Origin of the sequence: Frigoribacterium sp. PhB116, assembly GCF_004364285.1 — a bacterium.
Classification (GTDB): Bacteria; Actinomycetota; Actinomycetes; order Actinomycetales; family Microbacteriaceae; genus Frigoribacterium.
In genome coordinates this window covers 30,465-50,657 of record NZ_SOBE01000002.1, presented here as the reverse complement: position 1 = coordinate 50,657, position 20,193 = coordinate 30,465, and the positions used below count along the sequence as shown (strand labels likewise).

Annotated in this window: 19 protein-coding genes; 6 read left to right on the top strand and 13 right to left on the bottom strand. The window is 74.5% G+C overall.

Annotated elements, in window-relative coordinates:
* Positions 1-30 precede the first annotated feature (30 nt).
* From EDF20_RS06630 to EDF20_RS15640, 11 genes are all read right to left on the bottom strand, one after another.
* Positions 31-456, bottom strand: a complete 426-nt coding sequence (locus EDF20_RS06630) for a hypothetical protein (protein ID WP_123547581.1) — start codon at positions 454-456, stop codon at positions 31-33.
* Positions 453-4,079: an ADP-ribosyltransferase gene (locus EDF20_RS06625; protein WP_133738168.1), complete on the bottom strand. Its 3,627-nt coding sequence runs from the start codon at positions 4,077-4,079 to the stop codon at positions 453-455. Before EDF20_RS06625 ends, EDF20_RS06630 begins: the two co-directional genes overlap by 4 nt.
* On the bottom strand, positions 4,076-4,384 hold the full coding sequence (locus EDF20_RS06620; protein ID WP_123547579.1) for a WXG100 family type VII secretion target: 309 nt from the start codon (positions 4,382-4,384) through the stop codon (positions 4,076-4,078). The genes EDF20_RS06625 and EDF20_RS06620 overlap by 4 nt, the downstream gene beginning before the upstream one ends.
* Complete coding sequence (locus tag EDF20_RS06615) at positions 4,381-4,776, bottom strand: WXG100 family type VII secretion target (protein ID WP_133738167.1); 396 nt, start codon at positions 4,774-4,776, stop codon at positions 4,381-4,383. Before EDF20_RS06615 ends, EDF20_RS06620 begins: the two co-directional genes overlap by 4 nt.
* Positions 4,777-4,841: 65 nt before the next feature.
* Positions 4,842-5,135, bottom strand: a complete 294-nt coding sequence (locus tag EDF20_RS06610; protein ID WP_158614657.1) for a WXG100 family type VII secretion target — start codon at positions 5,133-5,135, stop codon at positions 4,842-4,844.
* 153 nt (positions 5,136-5,288) lie between these two features.
* Positions 5,289-6,134 (bottom strand): hypothetical protein, encoded by an 846-nt coding sequence (locus EDF20_RS06605; protein WP_133738166.1) that lies wholly within the window; start codon positions 6,132-6,134, stop codon positions 5,289-5,291.
* Positions 6,128-6,457: a hypothetical protein gene (locus tag EDF20_RS06600; protein ID WP_123547575.1), complete on the bottom strand. Its 330-nt coding sequence runs from the start codon at positions 6,455-6,457 to the stop codon at positions 6,128-6,130. The genes EDF20_RS06605 and EDF20_RS06600 overlap by 7 nt, the downstream gene beginning before the upstream one ends.
* 118 nt (positions 6,458-6,575) lie before the next feature.
* The gene (locus EDF20_RS06595) at positions 6,576-7,169 is read right to left on the bottom strand and encodes a hypothetical protein (protein WP_123547574.1); all 594 of its coding nucleotides are present in this window, start codon (positions 7,167-7,169) and stop codon (positions 6,576-6,578) included.
* Between the two features lie 116 nt (positions 7,170-7,285).
* On the bottom strand, positions 7,286-7,912 hold the full coding sequence (locus EDF20_RS15645) for an FHA domain-containing protein (RefSeq protein WP_166644771.1): 627 nt from the start codon (positions 7,910-7,912) through the stop codon (positions 7,286-7,288).
* Positions 7,913-8,124: 212 nt separating this feature from the next.
* Positions 8,125-12,534: an FtsK/SpoIIIE domain-containing protein gene (locus EDF20_RS06585; RefSeq protein WP_133738165.1), complete on the bottom strand. Its 4,410-nt coding sequence runs from the start codon at positions 12,532-12,534 to the stop codon at positions 8,125-8,127.
* Positions 12,531-13,805 (bottom strand): hypothetical protein, encoded by a 1,275-nt coding sequence (locus EDF20_RS15640; protein ID WP_166644770.1) that lies wholly within the window; start codon positions 13,803-13,805, stop codon positions 12,531-12,533. The genes EDF20_RS06585 and EDF20_RS15640 overlap by 4 nt, the downstream gene beginning before the upstream one ends.
* An 82-nt stretch (positions 13,806-13,887) precedes the next feature.
* Here EDF20_RS15640 and EDF20_RS06575 point away from each other — a divergent pair, with 82 nt between their 5' ends.
* From EDF20_RS06575 to EDF20_RS06565, 3 genes are all read left to right on the top strand, one after another.
* Entirely contained in the window at positions 13,888-14,730 is an 843-nt protein-coding gene (locus tag EDF20_RS06575) for a hypothetical protein (RefSeq protein ID WP_133738164.1), read from the top strand.
* Complete coding sequence (locus EDF20_RS06570; protein ID WP_133738163.1) at positions 14,720-15,472, top strand: hypothetical protein; 753 nt, start codon at positions 14,720-14,722, stop codon at positions 15,470-15,472. The genes EDF20_RS06575 and EDF20_RS06570 overlap by 11 nt, the downstream gene beginning before the upstream one ends.
* Before the next feature lie 61 nt (positions 15,473-15,533).
* Positions 15,534-16,985 carry a glucose-6-phosphate dehydrogenase gene (locus EDF20_RS06565; RefSeq protein WP_133738162.1) on the top strand — a complete coding sequence of 484 codons (1,452 nt, stop codon included), beginning with the start codon at positions 15,534-15,536 and terminating at the stop codon, positions 16,983-16,985.
* A gap of 59 nt (positions 16,986-17,044) precedes the next feature.
* Here EDF20_RS06565 and EDF20_RS06560 read toward each other — a convergent pair whose 3' ends face one another.
* Entirely contained in the window at positions 17,045-17,842 is a 798-nt protein-coding gene (locus EDF20_RS06560) for a transglutaminase family protein (protein WP_123547567.1), read from the bottom strand.
* A gap of 203 nt (positions 17,843-18,045) precedes the next feature.
* On the opposite strand from EDF20_RS06560, the gene EDF20_RS06555 reads away from it, so the two are divergent.
* From EDF20_RS06555 to EDF20_RS06545, 3 genes are all read left to right on the top strand, one after another.
* The gene (locus EDF20_RS06555) at positions 18,046-18,375 is read left to right on the top strand and encodes a hypothetical protein (protein WP_133738161.1); all 330 of its coding nucleotides are present in this window, start codon (positions 18,046-18,048) and stop codon (positions 18,373-18,375) included.
* A 17-nt stretch (positions 18,376-18,392) separates the two neighbouring features.
* A complete protein-coding gene (locus EDF20_RS06550) occupies positions 18,393-18,689 on the top strand; it encodes a hypothetical protein (protein ID WP_133738160.1) in 297 nt (98 codons plus the stop codon).
* A 182-nt stretch (positions 18,690-18,871) separates the two neighbouring features.
* Positions 18,872-19,072 carry a hypothetical protein gene (locus EDF20_RS06545; protein ID WP_133738159.1) on the top strand — a complete coding sequence of 67 codons (201 nt, stop codon included), beginning with the start codon at positions 18,872-18,874 and terminating at the stop codon, positions 19,070-19,072.
* 130 nt (positions 19,073-19,202) lie between these two features.
* On the opposite strand, the gene EDF20_RS06540 is transcribed toward EDF20_RS06545, so the two are convergent.
* Positions 19,203-20,159 carry a hypothetical protein gene (locus EDF20_RS06540; protein ID WP_243833411.1) on the bottom strand — a complete coding sequence of 319 codons (957 nt, stop codon included), beginning with the start codon at positions 20,157-20,159 and terminating at the stop codon, positions 19,203-19,205.
* Positions 20,160-20,193 lie beyond the last annotated feature (34 nt).

The following is a 20,193-nucleotide window of genomic DNA, read 5'->3' as shown; positions in this document are numbered from 1 at the left end:
TCGTCCCGTGGTCATCGACCGCAGCGCAGATCACGTCGACGCGGAGGGCCGGGCGGCCAGGGCCCTCAACTCGGCCACCGACTCGATGCCCCGCACCTCGGACCCCGCCGACGATCCCGCGGAGGACGTGATCGCACCCGGTTCGCTGAGTCTCTCGACTGCCTGGACCGAGTCCGCGCCGGCGGCCTTCTGCTCGCGAAGGCCCCGAGCCCAGGAGACGCCTGCGTTGAGACCCACGTCGCCAGCGTCCTTCCGAGGCACCCACCCGGCAGCTCCACCGCTCTCGTCGTGCCACACGTAGCCGAGCGGGACACCGTCCCTGACGACGACTCGGTACGAGACCGGTCCCGTTGCCGTCTTGCTGAACGCACCTGCCCTCGACTCGGGCGTCACACGCAGCGGGGAGACGAAACGCTCCTCCGCCGGCTCCAGCGGATACTTGTCTCGGATGCTCATCGGACCTCCCCGAAGATGTGCCACTGACCGTCTCGCGCGAGCACGCGAGCGACGTCGATCTGGCGCCCTCGTCCGAGGAGGAGCTCGCGTTCGTTCCTCGTGCTGCTGACGCTCTCGAGGTACAGGGCGTGCATGCCGCCCGGCACCTTCAAGTGGAGTATGGCCTCTGCCTCGTCGAACGGCCGGGGCACGGTGCCCAGGGCCGTCGAGAGGTAGGCGTCGTCGGCCAACGAGTGGCCCGCGAGATCGGCTACGTCGTCCTCTACGTGATCGAGGTCCATCCCGCGTTCGACCATCACCGCGTCGGGGACGGCAAGCGAAGCCAGTGCCGTGTCCAGGTGGGCCACCAGACCTCTCAGGCGATCGTCGGCCAGGCTCTCGTCCAGCACGTCGTTCTCGTCGCGGCTCCGCAAGTACGCGTTCCACCGCTCGTAGTCGTTCGACGTGTACGACTCGATGGCAGCCGTCTGCGACTCCGGAAGGGTCGCGAGGTGCTCCGACCAGACGGATCGTCCGTAGGCGTCGGCTGCGGCGTCGTCCGGGAACGTGCGCGCGCCCTCGGACACCTCGGCCAAGGCGTAGTCGTACGCGGCATCCGGGTCGGCACTGACGAGGTCGGAGAACTCGGCCGCTGTCAGGCGCTCACCGACGTGCCCCGCCGAGGACCCGTCGGAGGCTCCTGCGTTCATGTCGTGCGGTCCGTGAGCCTCGCTGGCCTCGAGGGCCTCGCTTGCGCCGCGGGCCTCGGGAGCGTCATCGCCGTCGGTCGTGTCGACGGTGTCGCCGGTCGGACCAGCGGCGTCCGTCGACGTGATCGTGGTCGGGGTGCCCGCACCGGGCCGAGGCAGCAGCGTGCTGCGGCCCAGCGGGGCGCCGACGAGCGCCGTGGCGGCACCGCCCGCCACGGCTGTGCCCGCGGCTGCGGCTCCGTCGGGGTCGACGGTCGACTCGGCGTGTCCGGCAGCCGTGGCCTCGGCGTGCACGCCAGCGGCGTCCGGCGTGACCTGGCCACCGGCGTCCGCGACGGCGGACGGGTCGGCAGCCGTCTCGGGCGTCGCCGACGCGGGCTCGGCCTGCGCGGAGTCCGACACCGTCGTCTCGCCGACAGCGGCCTCGGCCGGAGGCGCGGTCTCGGCGGGGACACCCGTCTCGGACGTCGTCGCCCCGGCCTCGGCGCTCGTCTGCGCCTCGACCACCTCGCTGCGGACGTCGGCCAGGAACGACGACCCTCCGGGAGCCGTCGGGTCGACGCCCTCAGCCGTCAGGTCGAGGTGGACGTCGAGGTCGGCCGCGGTCAGCAGGGGTGCCGCCGCGGCGGCACGGCCGCCCTCGGCGCCCGTGCTCGCCTCGACCGTGTCCGCGCCGTCGGGGTCGACCGGCGCAGGGCCGTCGTCGGCAGGCTCCACGGGGTCGGGGCGCGCGTCCGCGTCGGTCCGGCTGTCGGCGTCGGCACGAGCGTCGGCACGGTCGCCCTCGCCTCGGCCGGGGTCGTCGCCCCGAGCCGCGTCGTCGGCACGACCGGCATCGTCGCGACCGGCACCGTCGCGACCGGCATCGTCACGACCAGCGTCGTCACGACCGGCATCGTCACGACCGGCATCGTCACGACCGGCATCGTCACGACCAGCGTCGTCACGACCAGCGTCGTCACGACCAGCGTCGTCACGACCAGCGTCGTCACGACCAGCGTCGTCACGACCGGCATCGTCACGACCAGCGTCGTCGCGACCAGCGTCGTCGCTGCTGCGGTCGGGCGCCCCGTCGCCCGCCCGGTCGACCGCGTCGCCGTGCGAGACGTCGCCGGCGCCGGCAGGCGCCGTGTCGAGCGCGGTCCGGGTGTCGACGGCCGGGCCGTCGGTGCGGATCGAGGAGGCGCCTCCTGCGTTGGTGGCGCCGGTTCCGCCCCCGGTCCCCGCTGCCGCCGGGGGGCCGTCCGTGCCGACCGAGACGTGCTGACCGCCCGCGACGGCAGACGGCCCGCCCGCGGCGGCCGGACCGGGCGTCGGCGCGGCCGAACCCTGCGACGCGTCACCCGGGGCGCTCGTCGCGTCCCCGGCGGTGGTCGCGCCGGTCGGGCCGGCTGCCCCGGGGGCGGCGCTGTCGGCGCCAGCCTGGCCCGCGCCTCCTGCTCCGGCGTCGCCTCCGCGGTCAGCGAGCGCCCCGCCGTCGGCGGACGCCTGGCGGTCGGCGAGGAACTGCGGGGACACGTTCTCGCCGTCGCGGCCGGCCAGGGCGGCATCGGCGTCGAAGCCGAGACCCGTCCCGCCGCGCGCGTCGATCGCCGCGCCGACGCCGTGGCCGCCGGCGCCCATGGCGGAGCCGGCTCCCATGCCGAAGAGGGCCGCGAGACCGGCGTTGAAGTCCTCGCCCTTGATGCGGGACTCGGTGTAGCCGCCCGCGACTCCACCGGCGGCGCCCTCGGCAGCGCCCTTGGCGGCCTCGGTCGCCGTGGCGCGGAAGAAGGTGGGCTGCACGGCGTGGCGCCCGGCACGTCGCCCGAAGGCGGCCGCGAAGCCCGCGCCCACGCCACCGCCGGCGACGCCGCCGACCACGCCGCCCGCGAGCGTCGCGAGCAGGGAGTCGACCGTGATCTCGTCGCCGTTGCGAGCCGACACGATGACCGAGGAGGCAGCACCGCTGATGGTGCCCTTGACGACCTCGGCCCCGAAGCGCCAGCGCATCGGTCCGTGCTCGAGCTTCCGCAGCACGCTCGACGCCTTGAGGAACTTGTCGGCGGGGATCCGGTTGATGATCTTGAGCTTGCGGATCAGCTCGGCGATCTTGACGACCCAGCGAGCGATGGTCGTCGTGGCCTTGGCCGCACCGGCGAGGGCGCCGACGCCGAAGGTGACGAACGAGAGCGCCACGGAGATGCCGATGTCGATGGCCAGCTCGATGGCCAGGCTCTCGAGCATGCTGCGGATCTCGGCCCAGGTGTCGTCGATGTTCTGCGCGAGGTCCCTCAGCGCGGCCTCGTTGCCGCTCGCCGCCTCGGAGAACTCGCTGATCATGTTCTGGATGGCGGTCCGCACCTCGTCGGCGACGCCGCTCTGCGGCACCTCGGACGCCGCCAGCTCGACGAGGCTGCTGCCGAGGCGCGACTTCGCCCGGTCGAGGTCGGTCGCGAAGGTGCCCCAGGCGAGGGCGGCCGCGCGCAGCTTCTCCGTGTCGCCTCGCGGGAACACGACGCCGACGGCGTACAGGGCGCCCTCGACGAGCTCGGCCAGTTCGCCGAGACCACCCGGGAGGGGGTTCGACCCGAGCGCGGACGGCGGCACCGAAGCGGACGGAGTCGTGCTGGCGGGGATCTCGATGCCGCTCGTGCCGGGCTTTCCTGCCCCCGTGAGCTCCGCCTCCTTGTAGGCGGCGCCGGTGCCGGCCAACAGGCCGTCGAAGCCCTGGAGGAACGACGCGATCGCCTCCGTGCCCTTGGCACAGCCCTTCGCGGCGTCGTCGTAGTCCGGGCTCCAGTCCTCGGCGAGCTCGTCGTCGCCGGCCATGCCCGCCGACCCGCTCAGCGAGCTCGAGAGGCTCGTCCAGGCGGCGGTGACGTCGGACGCGATGGTCGACATCTCGCTGCCGTCGGTGACGAGCCCGAACGCGTTCAGCCTGACGGTGGTCACGGCAGCTGCCCCCTGAAGTCGTTCCACTGCGTGTCGAGCTGCTCGACGGCCGACTCGTAGGCGGTGTGCGCGGTCGTCGCCTGCTGGTGCAGGGCCTCGGCGGACTGCGTCAGCGCCTCGGCGCCGGCGGCCCACTGCTCGAAGCTGCCGAGGAACGCCGCCATCGCGGGGCCCTGCCAGTCGTTCGGCAGCATGTAGGCGAAGGTGCTGGCGCCCTGCTTGAGGGCGTCGCAGTACTCGGTGAGCGACTGCATCTGGTCGACGAGCTGCTGCAGCGTCGTCGTGTCGGCCTGCTGCTCGCTCATCGGGGGCCCTCCACGGCGGGGGGGGACTGCTGGTCGGCCGGGACGGCCTCGCTGAGCCCGGCGGACGCGGCGGCCGGGCGGACGGCCATGGCCCCGGCGCTCTCGGAGAACCCGCCGCTCAGGCCGGACTCGGTGCTGCCGTAGCCGCCCTCGGCAGCCTGGAGGCGCCCCGCGAGGCTCGAGAGCACGGTGCGCAACGCGGTCGCGCCGGCCTGGAACTCCTGCCAGTTCTTCTCGAAGAGGGTGGCGTCCTCGCCCTCCCACGACGAGTCGACGACGCTGCGCACGACGGAGCCCGTCTCGGCGACGTGCGCGTCGAACGTGCTCACGACCGACTGGAGGAGGTTCGCGACCTCGCCCAGCGATTCTGTCCTGACCCGGTACTGGACCATGTGACTCCCCCTACGCCGTCACCGCCGCCCGCTGGTGAGCAGGCGGCGTCGACGGCGGATGACTGCTAGCCGCGGAACGTGCCCGAGATCGAGTTCTCGGACTCCTCGTATGAGAGGGCGGCCTGGCTCAGCAGCTCGCTGATGCCCTGCAGGCTCTCCTTGAGCTGGATCGCCGACTGGTCCCACTGCGAGTAGAGCTCCTGGAACGACTGCGACGCCGCACCCGACCAGTCGCCGCCGACGAGGCCGTCGACGAGGGACTTGAGGTTCTGCAGCTGCGACTCGATCGACTGCGATCCCGAGGACAGCTGGTTCGAGACGCCTGACAGTGAATCGGACGTGACGCGGATGTCGGCCATGGTTCTTCCTCCTGAACGCTCGTGTACACGGGACGCACCGGTGGTGTCGCCCCCGTGTCCCCCCTTGGACGAGGCACACAACTCCGGCAGCATAGCGACGATCCGTCATGCTGTCAGGGCGAGCTTAGGGCGGGGCAGAACGATCCGTCCAGATCAGGTGCGCGACTGTCCCCCGGACGCGTCGGCGCCCGTGCCCGCGGCCGTGCCGTCGACGCCCGAGTAGTCGAACACGTTCGAGATGCGCATCATGTGCTCTGCGAAGCGGGTCGCGTCGTCGTTGAGGCGCGTGGGGATGCCGCGGTCCTCGCACTGCACGGTGAGGGCGAGACCCAGGCGGGGCATGGCAGACGGGTCGCTCTGGTCCGTGGCGCTGTCCATCGAGAACGAGATCACGCCGAACTGCGGACCGTCGTGATGGGCCCACGTCTGCACGACGCGACGGTGCGATCGTCGCGGGATGCGCCTCCTCACGGCCCTCCCGTCGGAGAGCACCACGTTGATCTGGACCGAGTCGGCGCCGTTCTTCGCCGCGAACCTCGCCGCGGCGCCCTGCAGCCCCTTCGCTGCACGCATCGCATCCGCCTTCTTGTGCGCGTCCACGAGGAAGATCCCGAGCACCTCGGGCCACGGGACGGTGCCGACCCCCTGGACCGGCGTGTGGAGGCCTTCGTCGGACACGCCGAGGGCGAGTCCGGGCTCCCCGCCGGACTGCGCCATCAGCATCGTGCGCCGGTGGAGGGCCGTGAGGGCGTAGATGACCATCACGAGAGCGAGCACGCTCCCGAGGACGAACGGGCCGAGACGGCCCCACCACCAGAGCGCCGCGACGAGCACGACGGCGAGGCCGATCATGAGCGCGGCGGTGACGACGTTGCGACGGACGATGTCGTGCCACCGAGCGGGCAGGTAGCGGACCTCGTAGCGCCCGCCCCCCGCGAAGAAGTCGCGCCAGGTCTGGCGCCTGCGCTCGTCCTCGGGCGAGGCCGCGGGGCTCACCACCCCGGCATCCCCGCGCACGCCTGGCCGAGCTGGTCGAAGCCGCGCACCGGGTCGGTGAAGGCCTGCCAGGCGCGACGCGGGTCACGGGACTCGACGCCCGCCTCCATCTCGGCGAGCACGGCGGGGGCGGAGGCGGCCCACGCGTCGAACGCCGGGGACGACGTCGTCGACGGCGCCGAGGCCAGCACGGCGCGGACGCCCTCGACCGCGGCCTGCACGCGCACGAGCGCCCCGGGGTTCCCCTGCGCCAGCATCGTGGCGCTCATCAGCTCGATGGTGGGCGCCTTCAGCGCCGCACACGTGGTCTCCAGGTCGTCGGTCACGTCTCTCCCCCGTCGTCGGTCGGACTGCTCCGATGGTAGCGAGAGGGACTGCCGGTCGGGGCTGGTCGCGGCTGGTCGGACTCGATCGGGCTGCGACCGAGGCCGGCCGCGCCGGCCGTCAGCTCGCGTCGACGACCCAGCTCGCCTCGGCCTGGCTGCGGCCGTAGCGGCCGCCCATGCTGAAGTTGTCGAAGACGACGAGGCTCGGCTCGGCCCCGGCGGGGGCGGTGAGCACGACGCACGTGGTGGCGGAGCCCTGCGACAGGTCGGGCGCGACGGCGCGCCCCTCGAGCGGGCAGTCCGCGGTGAAGTCGTCGTCGAAGGCCAGCACGCCGGGCAGACGGTCCCCGTGCACGAGCTCGTCGTCCACCATGAGCCCCCAGTACTGGCTGCCGAAGCCGGGATCGCCCTCGGGCGGGATCGCCCCCTCGGTCACGGCGAGGTCGACGGTCGCCAGCCAGACGTCGACGCCCGCGGCGTCGAACTCGTCCCACGAGGCGACGTCCTCGGGATCGGCCCGTGCGATGTCGGTCACGGTGACCTCGACACGGGTGTCGTCGGCCGACGAGGTGAGCGCCGGGTTGACCGTCACCGTCGAGCCGAGGTCGAGGTCGCTGTGGTCCGCGATGTCCACGCAGCCCGAGAGGCCGAGCACGGTCACGGAGGCGAGGGCGACGAGGGCCAGCAGGGAACGGCGCGGGGTCGTGGTCACGCCGACAGCCTAGGGCTCGTCACGATCTCGGCCCGCGTCACGGTCGCGGCCTCGTCGCCGTCTCGGCCGCGTCTCGGACCCGGCCTCGCCTCGGGCCCGGCCTCGCCTCGCCTCGGTCAACCGACGGCGACGGTCGCGCCGACCGAGCCCAGCTCGAGCTCGTCGCCGGGGCGCAGTGCGACGGGCCGCCCCTCGACGCACTCGATCTCGACGCCGGCTCGGTGCACCACGGTGCCGTTGCCGGAGCCGCGGTCGGTCACCACGAGCTGCCCGTCGACGACGGCGAAGGCGGCGTGGGCGCGCGAGGTCGACCGCTCGGGATCGGTCACCGCGAACGCGGCGGACCCGGCCTCGGCCGCGGCCTGCTCGGGACGACGCCCGACGACGACCGGGCCGTCGACGACGAGCCGCTGCCCGGTCGAGAACGCCACGACGAAGGTCGCGTTCGCGACGACGGGCGAAGGAGGTGCGGGCGCGGCCGCCGGGACCGGTGCGGCAGCAGCCGGGGCAGGTGCGGGCGCGGGTGCGGCCACGGGTGTCGCCGCTGGCGCGGCCGCCGGGGCGACGGCAGGCCGCACGACCGGCGGCGCCGTGCGCTCGAGCGGCGGCCGCGTGCTCGCCACCGGTGACGGCAGCGGCGCCGCGACCGGCGCCCGGCCCGACGTCACGAGCTGCCCGCACGACAGGCAGAACATGCTGTTCGGGCGCAGCTCGGCCCCGCAGTACTCGCAGCGCGATGCCATCAGCCGTCAGTCCCCGTCACGTCGTCCCCTCGAAGCCGTCCCCCACGATACGCGACCGGCCGCGCCGGCCCGGCGTGCCGGGTCCACGCCTTCCCGCGGCGTGGTGAGCCGGCAGGGACTGCGCTCCCCCGCCCGTCGGAGAGCACTTCTCGCCGGTTCACCGTGACCGCTGTCGGCGGCACGGCGGCACGGCGGCACACGAGGAGGCGACGTCAGCGCGTCACGTCGGGCACCTGCACCTGCGCCCAGCGGCCGCCGCTGTGCAGGGCTCCCCCGCCCGCACCGGCACGCCCGACCATGAACTTGGGGATCTTCTGCCCGAAGAGCTGCGTGCCCACGAGGGCCGACGTCGGGGACAGCACCAGCCCCTCCTGCGTCTTCCGCACCTCGCCGTACGGCCCCGAGAACGTCTTGCCGGCCGCGTCGGGCGACAGCGCCACGACGAAGGCCAGGCGGTCGCGGTGCGCCATCAGCGCCTGCTCGAGCGGGGTGTCGCGGAGCGTCTCGACGTCGTCGACGACGACGGTGAGCACGACGCCGTCGCCGACCCGGGCCACCTCGGCCGCGAGGTCGTCGCCGGCCGACGGCGACGACGGCGAGACGGCGAGCGGCACCTCGGCGGTGCGCGCCCAGCGCGACAGCGGGGACTCGCGCGTCGCGACGACGAGCACGGGCCGCGCGTCCCACATCAGCTGGTGGGCGATCGAGGCCAGCGCAGTCGAGCGGCCGGTGCCGCGGTCGCCGACCACCGCGAAGCCGCCGATCGCGGGCCAGTCGATCGTGTACCGCGACAGCACGTCGCCGCCGACGCCGACGGTCGGCGACTCGGCCGGCGACCAGGAGGCGCGCGGCAGCTCCGCGGCGTCGCTCAGCGAGAGCGCCCCGGGCAGGGCGTCCACGCGGAACGGGACCGGCAGGGCAGGGTCGCGCGGGGCCGCCTCGAACGCGGCCCGCGCCTCCTCGACGATGTCGCGCAGCACGGCCGTCTGCGCCTCGGCCGAGGCATCGCGGCCGATCACCGCGACCTGGGCCTCGCGGGCGCTCGCGCCGAACATGAGCCGTCCGGCGGGCACCGTCTCGGGCAGCTCGCGGATCATCACGCCGGCGCCGCGGTAGTCGTTGACGTCGCGCAGCGGCAGCACGTACTGGTCGCCGATGAAGCCCGAGACGCGGTCGCCCGAGACGGTGCGGTCGGCGGCCATGACGACGCGGATGCCGACGCCGGGCCCCTCGCGGAGCACACGCGTCACCTGGTCGCGGAACAGCACGAGCTCGTCCGACTGCAGGGTCGAGGTGACCCGCTCCCAGCCGTCGACTGCCACGACGACGAACGGCAGGCGGTCGGCCGGCTCGGCCCGGCGGCGCTGCTCGACCACGCTGCCGACGGAGGCGCGCGACAGCACCGTCTGACGGCGCGACAGCTCGTCGAGGAGGCGCGTCATCAGCCGCGGCAGCCGTGTCGGCTCCAGCGCGGTCACCACGGCGCCCGTGTGGGGCGCCCGGGCCAGCGGCAGCAGCCCGCCGTTGCCGTAGTCGACGACGAAGAGGTGCAGGTCGGCCGGGTCGTGCGCCCGGACGGCCTGCGCCAGCAGCGTCCGCAGCGCGGTCGTGCGGCCCGAGAGCGCCGAGCCGATGAAGAGCAGGTGCGAGCCCGTGGCGACGTCCCAGACGAGCGGGCGCTGGGTCTGCTGCGCGGGCACGTCCTCGAGGCCGATGACGAGCTCGTGCGGGTGCGCGGCGGTGCCGGTGCCGTCGGGGGCAGGGGCGTCCGCGGCGGACGAGACCACCGCCTCCAGCGGGAGCATCGTCGGCAGCGGCAGCAGCCAGGGCGACGGGTTGGCCGGCACGCCGAGCAGCCGCGTCGCCTCGGTGACGAGGTCGACGAGGGCGCGCAGGTCGGTGTCGTCCTGGTCGACCCCGGCCGACGCGGCCCCCTGCGACGGGAACCGCGGCTGGTAGCCGACGGCGCGCCAGTCGAGCTCGGCCAGCGCGGGCAGCACCTTGCGCGTGCGGTGCGCGCCCGGGCGCACGCCGGCGACGCGGGCCGTCTGGAAGGCCGCCGGCGCGACGCCGACCCCGGCGCGCACGAAGCCGCGGCCGGGCGTCGCCACGCCGATCAGCGACGCCTCGGGCGAGCCGAGCACGTCGGTCGAGTCGGCGCGGTCGGTGACGCGCAGCGCGACGCGGAGGTTGATGTTCGACTGCATCTCGGGCGTGATGACGCCGCTCGGACGCTGCGTCGCGAGCACGAGGTGCACGCCGAGCGACCGGCCGACGCGGGCGATCCGGACGAGCCCGTTGATGAAGTCGGGGTGCTCGGTCTTGAGCTCGGCGAACTCGTCGATGACGATCATCAGCCGGGCCAGGCCGAGGCGGGCCGCGGCCGCCGGGTCCTTCGACCAGGCCGCGTCGACGTCCTTGACGCCCAGCTCGGGGCGGCGCAGCACGGTCTCGCGGCGCTTGAGCTCGGCGTCGAGCGACTGCAGCGCCCGCTCGGTCTCGCGCGCGTCGAGGTTGGTGACCATGCCGACCGTGTGCGGCAGGCGCGAGCAGTCCTCGAACGCGGAGGCGCCCTTGTAGTCGACGAGGACGAAGTTGAGGGCGTCGGGCCGGTTCGCGAGGGCGAGCGAGACGACCCAGGTCTGCAGGAACTCCGACTTGCCCGAGCCGGTCGTGCCGGCGACGAGCGCGTGCGGGCCGTCGGCGGCGATGTCGACGGCGAACTGCGAGTCGGGCCCCGCGCCGACGACGACGGCCGTGCGCCGCGGCGAGAGCTGCCAGCGGTCGACGATCGCCTGCGGGTCGTCCAGGTCGACGCCGAGCAGCTCGGTGTACCGGACGGACGTCGGCAGCATGCCCTCGTCGCCGACGCCGCTGACGTGCTTGATCGAGCAGAGGCTGCGGGCGATCTGCTCGGCCGCCGGCAGCGACAGCCCGTCGAGCAGCACGTCGGGGTAGTAGGCGGCGTCGGACTCGAGGCGGGCGAGCGAGTGGTCCTCGCCGTCGACGACGACGACCGTGCGCGACTCCTCGGGCAGGCGGGTGCGGTCGGTGTCGATCGCGATGACGTGCACATCGGCCTGCCCGCCCGACTCGAGCAGCGAGACCATGCCGGGCAGCATGCGGAACCGGCGGGCGCCGTCGACCACCACGACGACGGTCGAGTCGAAGGCGGCGGAGCCGCGCTCGGTCGAGGCACGGAGGCGCGCTGTCGTCAGCGCGCTCAGCTCGCGCAGCCGGTCGCGCCGGGTGTCGTCGGTGTTGCCGACGAGGGCCACGACCGACGAGCCGGCCTGAGCGTGGGGCAGCCACTGCACCCACTCCCAGAGGGCCGCGTCGTCGTCGTCGCAGAGCACGACGACCTGCGCGTCCCGCGGCGAGCGCAGCGTCGCGAACGAGGCGAGCATCGCGCGGACGGCGCTGCGGGTCGCGTCGGGGGCGCCGGCGAGGCCGACGACGCCTGCGGAGAGGTCGACCGCGACGGGCGAGGGGGCCACCCCGACGTGGCGAGGCGTCGCGCGGTCGCGGCTGCCGCCTCCTTCGAACCGCACGTCGAGCGGCACCTCGGTGACGCCGACGCGCACGTGCACGGCGTCGGCGTCGCGCTTGCGGCGCTCCCAGAGGCGCGAGAGCGGCAGGGTCGCGACGTCGCGCACGACCACCGGGTCGGGATGGGCGTACCAGCGGTCGAGGCGCTGCTCGCGGACGAGCCGGGCGATGCGCGTGCGGCCGTCGACGATGTCCTGCTGCCACTCGTCGAAGGTGCGCACCCCCTTCTTCTTCGCGCGGGAGCGCGAGGTGAGGAACGTGCCGATCACCATGACGGGCGACGCCGCCGCCATCATCAGCATCACGGGACGGTTGAAGACGAGGGCCATCGTCACCCCGAGGATCACGGGGATCACCGCCGACAGCCACGGCAGCGGCGTCTTGTCGGCGTCGTCGGGGCGGTCGCCCGGCAGCACGACCACCGGCGGCGTCGTGGCGGGCGAGATGCGGGAGGTGCGGTTGAAGCCCCGCATGCCGACCTCGTCGGGCGCGGTGTCGGCGTCGCTCCACGGGGCGAGGCCGATGCGCACGACCGAGCTGCCCAGCTGCACCACGTCGGCGGGGACGATCCGCCCGTCGCCGGTGAGCGGCTCGCCGTTCACCGCGATGCCCGCGGCGCCCTCGACGACCGAGAGGCGAGCGGCGAGCGGGCCGCGGCGGGCGCCGCCGACCTCGTCGACGGCGTCGAGCGTGAGCGTGACGTGGTGCCCGGCGAGCCACGGGTCCGCGATGCGCAGGTCGACCCCGGCGCCGCTGCCGATGCGCAGCGGGGTGCCCGCGGCCAGCGGGACGACCTCGCCGGCGAAGGGGCCGCCGACCACCTCGAGACGGGGCTGGCCCGGGTGCAGGGCGGGCGCCTCCTGCGGGGGGAGGGTCTGGCCGTTGAGCACGGGCGCGTCGACGAGTGCGGTGTCGGGGTGGACCGTCGGAGCCACGAGCGAAGGGTCGACGCCGAGGCTCTCGGCCACCTCGGCGACGGAGGTGTCGTCCGTCACGTCGAGCAGGACCGAACGCGGCGGCCCGGCGGGGGCCCCGGCGTCGTCGGTGTCGCGCAGGCTGAGTCGCAGGGTCACGGGGTGCCTCCGAGGCGGTCGAGGATCGAGACGAGCGGCGCGAGCAGCACGGGCGCGTCGGGGGCGCCGTCGTCGCCGTCGTCCGCGGGCAGGGCGGGGACGAGGGTGCGGACGGCGGCGTCGTCGTCTCCGCGGTCGGGGACGGGCGCGACGCGGGCGAGGCCGACCGGCAGCGCCTCGGCCGCGTCGGAGCCGGCCCTCACCAGCGTCACGCTGCCCGTCGCCTGGCGGCCGTCGGGCGTCGCGACGTGGAACGCGAACTGGTCGACGTCCGGGGCCGGGTCGTCGTCGGTGGTCGGGTCGTCGTCGGTGCTCGCGGGCGGCGTCCAGACGGCCTCGTCGCCCGAGCAGCGCACCGTGCCGGCGGCGGGCGCGCCGCAGCCGAGCAGGTGCGGGGCGTCCGCTGCGTCGCCACCGCCGGTCGGGCCGGCGAAGGTCAGGGCGCCCAGGTCGACGACCGTGTCGCCCTGCTCGGCGAGCGGCACCGTCACGGCGAGCGCCTGCAGCGGCCCGGCCCCGGTCGCGCCCGCCACGCTCGTGCCTGCCCCGGTCGCGCCCGCAGGAGGAGCGGTGAACGCCACCGTGAGGCTGGTCGTCTCCGACCACTGGTCCTGCGCGTCGCGGAGCCGGTACGACACGACGGCGTCGCCGACGAACCCAGGCGCCGACTGCACGGCGAGGTGCGAGGGGGTCGCCCGGGCCACGGCCGCACCCTCGGGCGAGACGTCGCGCACCTGGAGTCGGGCGCCGACGCCCTCGCAGCCGTCGCAGCGGACGAGGAGGTCGGACAGCGGCACGAGCGCGACCGCACCGGAGTCGAACGGGTGGTCGTAGACGAGCTCGGGAGCGGCAGGAGGGGTCGGCGGCGCCTGCTCGACGCGGTACGAGACGGTCACGCGGGTGGGGCCGGTGCGCAGCTCGACCGGCATGACGGCGGTGCCCGCGTCGGGGTCGTACTCGTCGACGGAGAGGGTCAGCCGGTTCGGCTCGCAGCCGAGCTCGACGCCCGCGGGCGGGACGACGGCCGTGCAGTCGGCGACGGACCACCCCTCGGCCATGGGCACCTCGGCCTCGTCGCCGAAGGGGATGCTCACGAGGCCGGGATCGGCGGGCACCTCGGCCTCGCCGGGCGCTGCGGTCGAGCCGGGCGACGCGGCGGACGAGCCGGGGGCTGCGGCGAGCGCCGACCCGGCCGTGCCGGTGAGCAACGCCGAGGAGGCGGCGGTCGCGACGACCACGGCGAGCACGGCGGCACGCAGAGAACGTCCCACTCCCCCGGCTCCCCTCTCGTCGAGTGATCCATATACTAAGGGCCACCGTCGACAGACCGGGCGGTGACGGCCCAGGGGGACCATGAGCGACGGACAGCACCGCGGGGGCGGCTCCGAGGACGAGTCCGAGGGCGTGCGACCGGCCGAGGCCGACGACGACCTCGAGCTGACCGTCACGCGCGGCCGCCGGGCCCGGCGCGCTGCCGACGTCCCGGTGGACTCGGTCGAGGCTCCCCCGACGTCCTCGGCGCCGCCCGCTGCCGCGGCCCCGCTCCCTCCGATGCCCGCCTCCTCGCTCCCCCCGGCCCCCGCCTCCTCGCTCCCCGTCGCCTCGGGGCCCCTCGCCCCGTCCTGGACCACGGCGCCCGGCTCGCTCACGGCGTCCCGGCTCGGCTGGGAGCCGGGAGCCCCGCGGCTCGGCGAGGGCGGCGAGGCGGTCGAGGCCGCCCCGAAGAGGCCGCTCGGCAGTGAGATCGGCGTGCTGCCCGAGCTCGAGCACCGCGAGGAGAAGAAGCGACCGCTCTGGCGCCACCCCGCGTTCATCGTGTCGGGCGTGCTCGCCGTGCTCGCGGTCGGGGTCGGGGCGACGCTGATGATCCTGTCGCTCACCTCGGCCGGCCCGCCCCAGGTCACCGCGCTGACCGTCGCCGTCGGCGAGGGCAACGTGCGCCTCACCTGGGACGGCCCCGACGTGCCCTACGACCTCTACGCCGTCGCCTCCGACGGTGCGGCGACCGACCTCACGCAGCTCGTGCGCGGCACCGAGGCGTGGATCCCCCGGGTCGGCGGCCTGGTCACCGACGACTCCTGCTTCGTGGTGCGCGCGGCCGAGGCGACCGCGGGCGACCCCGTCTCGCTCGAGCCGGCCGACCTGGGCGACCAGTCGGCCCAGAGCGTCTGCGTGGCCGACGCCGATGCCGGCTGACGGCTGCTCGCGGCGACGCCTGCTCGCGGTCGCGGCCCTGCCGCTCGCCGCGGCGCTGCTCGCGGGCTGCGCGTCGGAGCCGCCCGCCGTGCCGACGCCCACCGGCGTCGCCCTCCCCGACGTCGAGCTGTCCGACCCCGACCGGAACGGCCTCGAGTACCTCGACGGCCCGACGGCGCTCGACTCCGTGCTGCGCTCGGTCCGCACCGCCACGTCCGTCACCATGGCCGGCACCTTCACCGAGCTCCTGGCAGCGCCGCAGGAGTCGGACGTGCAGCCCGAGGGCCGCGTCCTCGGCGTGTCCTTCGTCGGGACCGCCTCCGACTACTCCGCACGGGTCGAGGTCGAGGACGACTCGGGCGTGCAGACGACCTACGTCCGCACCTCGGGTGCCGACGCCGAGATCACGACGGACGGCGCCTCCTGCGTGTCCGCCGCCGACGAGGCCGTGACCCGGTTCGCGCCCCTGCTCTCGCCTCCCACCCTGCTCTCGACCTTGCTGCGCAGCGGCGACGCCGCGGTCACCGTCTCGACGGGGGCCGTCGTCGAGGGAGGCCCGGGCGAGCCCGACACGGTCGAGCTCGTCGTCGGGGACGACACCTCGGTCGTGGGCACCCTCGTCGTCTCCGCCGAGGGCGAGCCGCGGCCCGTGTCGTTCACGGCGGCCGACACGTCGGGTCGCGCGGTCTTCTCGTTCAGCCAGTGGGACGAGCGCGCCAGCCTGCCCGAGCTGGGCTGCTGAGGCGGCGGCGCACGACGAGAGGGCAGGGCACCGCACCGGCGCGCGGTCTAGCGTCGTCCGCATGACGACCGCGACGCGACAGACGGCCAGCGACCCCGCCACGGAGGCGACCATCGGCGACGAGGGCGGGCCGAGCAGCGAGCCGGTGACGCTCCTGATCCTGGGCGCGTCCGGCGACCTGGCCGCCCGCCTCCTGATGCCCGGGCTCGGGGGGCTGCTCGCCCACGAGCCGGTGCGACGCGTGCAGCTGATCGGCGCCGGCGTCGAGGAGTACTCGGACGAACAGTGGCACCAGCGGGTCAGGGACTCGTTCGCGAGCGTCGAAGCCGCCGGGCCCGCGGTCGACGCCCTGCTCGCCTCGACCCGCTACATCACGGCGGACGTGACGTCGGCCGACGCCCTGACCACGCTGCTCGACGCGTGCGAGGCACCTCCCGCGATCTACTTCGCGCTGCCTCCCGCCGTCACCGAGAAGGCCTGCGAGGCCCTGAAGCAGGTGCAGCTGCCCGAGGGCACCGCGCTCGCCCTCGAGAAGCCGTTCGGCACCGACGTGGCGTCGGCCGCACACCTCAACGAGCTCGTGCTGCAGCTCGTCCCCGAGGAGCGCGTGCACCGCGTCGACCACTTCCTCGGCCGGGCCACGGTGCTCAACCTGCTCGGGCTGCGCTTCGCGAACCGCCTGATCGAGCCGATGCTGAACAACCAGCACGTCGAGAGCATCGACATCGTCTACGACGAGACCCTCGGCCTCGAGGGCCGGGCCCGCTACTACGACCACGCCGGCGCCCTCGTCGACATGATCCAGAGCCACCTGCTGCAGGTGATGGCCGTGCTCACGATGAACGCGCCCTCGACCCTGACGGCCGTCGACCTGCGGGACGAGAAGCAGCTCGTGCTGCGTGCCACGCGCCTCCTCGACGGGGACCCCGTCGCGAACAGCCGTCGCGCCCGCTACACGGCCGGCACCATCGAGGGCCGCGACCTGCCCGCGTACACCGCCGAGCAGGGGGTGGACGCGTCGATCGAGACCGAGACGCTCGCCGAGATGGTGGTCGAGGTGCAGAACTGGCGCTGGGCCGGCGTGCCGATCCGGCTGCGCTCGGGCAAGGCCCTGGCCTCGAGGAGGCGCGAGATCGTCATCACCTTCCGCCCGCCGACCCACGTGCCGCGCGAGTTCGTCGGCGGCGGCACGCCGGACCGCCTCCGCATCGCCATCGCCCCCGACGAGATGTCGCTCGAGCTCAACGTCAACGGCCCCGGCGACTCGTACGACCTGTCGCGGGCGACCCTGCACGCCGAGTTCGGCCTCGGGGACCTGACGGCCTACGGCGAGGTGCTCGCCGGGATCCTCGACGGCGACCCCACGCTGTCGGTGCGCGGCGACTCGGCCGTCGAGGGGTGGCGCATCGTCGCCCCCGTGCTCGACGCGTGGCGCGCCGGCGACGTCCCGATCGACGAGTACCCGGCGGGCACGGCCGGCCCGCCGTCGTGGCCCGCGGTCGAGGTCGACTGAGCGGCCTGCTCAGCCGAGGCTCCTGGCCTGACGCTCAGCCGAGGCTCGTGGCCTGACGCTCAGCCGAGGCTTACGAAGGCGGTCACGTCGTCGCGGGGCAGCTCGTCGGCGACGGCGCCGACCTGCATCGACGCGACGGTCACGGCGGCGCCGTGGCTGGTGAGGAACGCGGTGTCGCTCGCGTCCCGGCCGGTCGCGATGCGCAGCAGCGTGCTCCGCGGCGCGAGCGTCGTCGCGTCGACCACGTGCCACTCGTCGTCGACGAAGGCCTCGGCCACGGCGTGGAAGTCCATCGGCGACAGCCCCGGCGCGTAGACCGACACCAGCCGGGCCGGGACGTCGAGCGCGCGGAGCAGGGCGATCACGAGGTGCGCGTAGTCGCGGCAGACGCCCTGGCGGTCGAGCAGCGTCTGCACGGCTCCGTCGGTCGGCGCGCTGGCACCGGGGACGTAGGCGAGGTGCGACCCCACCCACGAGCTGACGGCCGCGAGCAGGTCGCGACCCGCGAGGCCGCCGAACTCCGCCCGCGCCGTCGGGGCCAGGGTGTCCGACTCGCAGTAGCGGCTCGGGCGACGGGAGCGCACGAGGTCGAGCTCGTCGACCGGAGGCGGGGCGAGCCTCCCCTCGACGACGACGCGGTAGTCGACGAGCACCCGGCCGGCGCCGACGTCGCACAGGTGCAGGCGGGTGCCGTGCTGGTCGACGAGCTCGCGCACGGTGACGGGGGCGCCGTCCTGGGTCACGACCAGCGCCTCCTCCGCTCGCTGTTCGTACAGGGCCGAGGCGGCGACCGACAGGACGAACTCGGCCGGGCCGGCGACGTCGAACTCGAGACGGGCGGAGGCGGTGCGCTTCATGCCCCGAGCCTGGCAGGCCCGCGGGTCGGTGCCGAGTCGGGCTTGGGTCGCGCAGGTGAACTCGTGTCGGCAGCACGTCCCGCGCGGACGAAGAATCGGACCACCTCGCATAGCGACGGGATGACCACCGTGTCAAGGGGTGGGAGGAGGAATCTTCCATGCGCCTGCAGGCATCTACGCTCGAACGGCAGGGAGGGAAGCACTTGGGCACACTGTTCTACGGGTCGGATCGATATGCCATCGACATCGACGACCGAGCTCTCGCCCACCTGCAGCTCGCCGTGGTGACCAAGCTGCGCCGCCACGAGAGCTTCTCGCTGACGTGGCGTGACGACCAGCCGTCCGGTCAGGGCCGTTCCGTCATCTGGATGCACGAGTCCATCCCGCTCCACTTCGTCTATGCCGGGAGCCGCATGGCCGCCGTCAACCGCCTCTGGGTCGCCGAGCTGCTCGAGTCGGCGTCGACGACCGTGGGGATGCGACTCGTGTCGGAGCCGACGGAGATCGCCCCGGCGTCGGAGGACGACCGGTAGTCGGGCAGGATCGAGGCATGCCCTCCTATCGCGTGATGCTCTCCGTCGGGTCGTTGCGACCGGGGGTGCGACCCGACACGCTTCTGCCGGGTGCGGCCGCGTCGGCGGCCGAGCACGCCACCGTCGAGGCGAACGACATCATGATGCTGCGTGGCGAGCCCCAGCTCGTGGTGCGGTTCACGGGGACGGACGACGACTTCGCCCTCGGGGTCGGCTCCGCGGTCGAGTCGACGGTCGACCGGCTGGCCGAGGTGCGCGGAGCCCGGGTCACCCGCCGCGACGGCGGCGTCTGGACCCTCGTCGGCGCCGTCTGACGCGCCACACCCCGCCGAGTGGCCGGATGTCGTCGTCCCCGGCGAGCGCGACGACAGTTCGGGACCACTCGGCGGATCCCGCTCGTGCGTAGGCTCGGCACATGGACGGCAGGGGCGGGATGCGCGGCAGGGCCAGGACGGGCAGTGCAGGCAGGACGGCACGAGCCGTGACGGCGCGAGCCGTGACAGCTTTGTCCGTGGCCGCGCTCGCCGTCGGGGCGCTGGCGGGCTGCGGCGAGCGTGACGACCCCGTCGTGACGCCGACCCCGTCGCCGGTGAGCCCGACGGCGACGCCCGAGCCGGCCACCCCCGAGCCCTCGGTGGAGGCGCCCGTCACCACGGACAAGCCCACGGACCGGCAGACGATCCCGCCGCAGAACTAGCTCGCGCGGCTAGCGGCGAAGGCTCGAACCGACAGAGGAGGTCCTCCCCGAGCTCGGGGAGGACCTCCTCTGTCGGATCGGCGCACCCGTCACCCCCGTGACGGGACGCGGCCGAGACCGGCGGGCGGGCTCAGTACCAGTTGACCGACTGGCTGTGGCCCCAGGCGCTGCACGGGGTGCCGTAGGCGCGCTTGATGTAGTCGAGGCCCCACGTGACCTGCGTCGTGGCGTTGGTGGCCCAGTCGGTCCCGACCGAGGCCATCTTGCTGCCCGGGAGCGCCTGCGGGATCCCGGCGGCTCCGCTGCTCGGGTTCGAGGCCTTGTAGTTCCAGCCCGACTCCTTCTGCCACAGGTTCACGAGGCAGCCGTACTGGTCGCTGCCCCAGCCGTACTTCGACGAGGCGAGCTGCTGGGCGGCGGCCTTGGCGGCGGCGGGCGTGTTCGCGGCGGCCTGGGCGGCAGCGGCAGCGGCGGCGGCAGCCTCAGCGGCGGCCTGCGCCTCGGCGGCGGCCTGGGCCTCGGCGGCGGCCTTCGCGGCAGCGGCGGCGGCAGCGGCCTGGCGGTCGGCCTCGGACGCGGCGGCCTGGACCGTCTGCGCCGTCGTCGCCGTCTCGGCAACACGGGCGGCGAGGGTGTCGGAGTCGAGGTTCTCGTAGTCCGCGAGCGACGCGACCGAGGTCTCGAGCGCACTGGCGTCGACCTTGTCCTTCGTCGAGGTCACGACCTGCGAGGCGATGTCGATCGTGGTCTTGGCCTGGGCCTCGGCGAGCGAGTCGGCGATCGCCTCCTCGTTCTGCTTCACGCTCTGCGCGTGGGCCGCGGCGACGGCCTCGGCCGACGGGGCACGGTTGACGAAGGCGAAGCCGGTGCCCGCGACGATCGCGACGGCGGCGACCGCGGTCACTCCGACGAGGCGGCGGCGGCTCGCCCGGCGACGGCTGGCGGCGATCGCCCGGCGAGTCAGCGGCGCGGCCGCGGTGCCGGTGCCGGTGCCGGTGCCGGCGGAGTCGTCGGTGGTGGAGCGGGTGGTGCTGGCGGTGCTGGTGCTGCGGGTGCCCTCGGGGGCGGGGGTGTTCTCGGAGGTCATGTCGTCCCATTGCTCGGCCGGCCTGCTCGGCGCG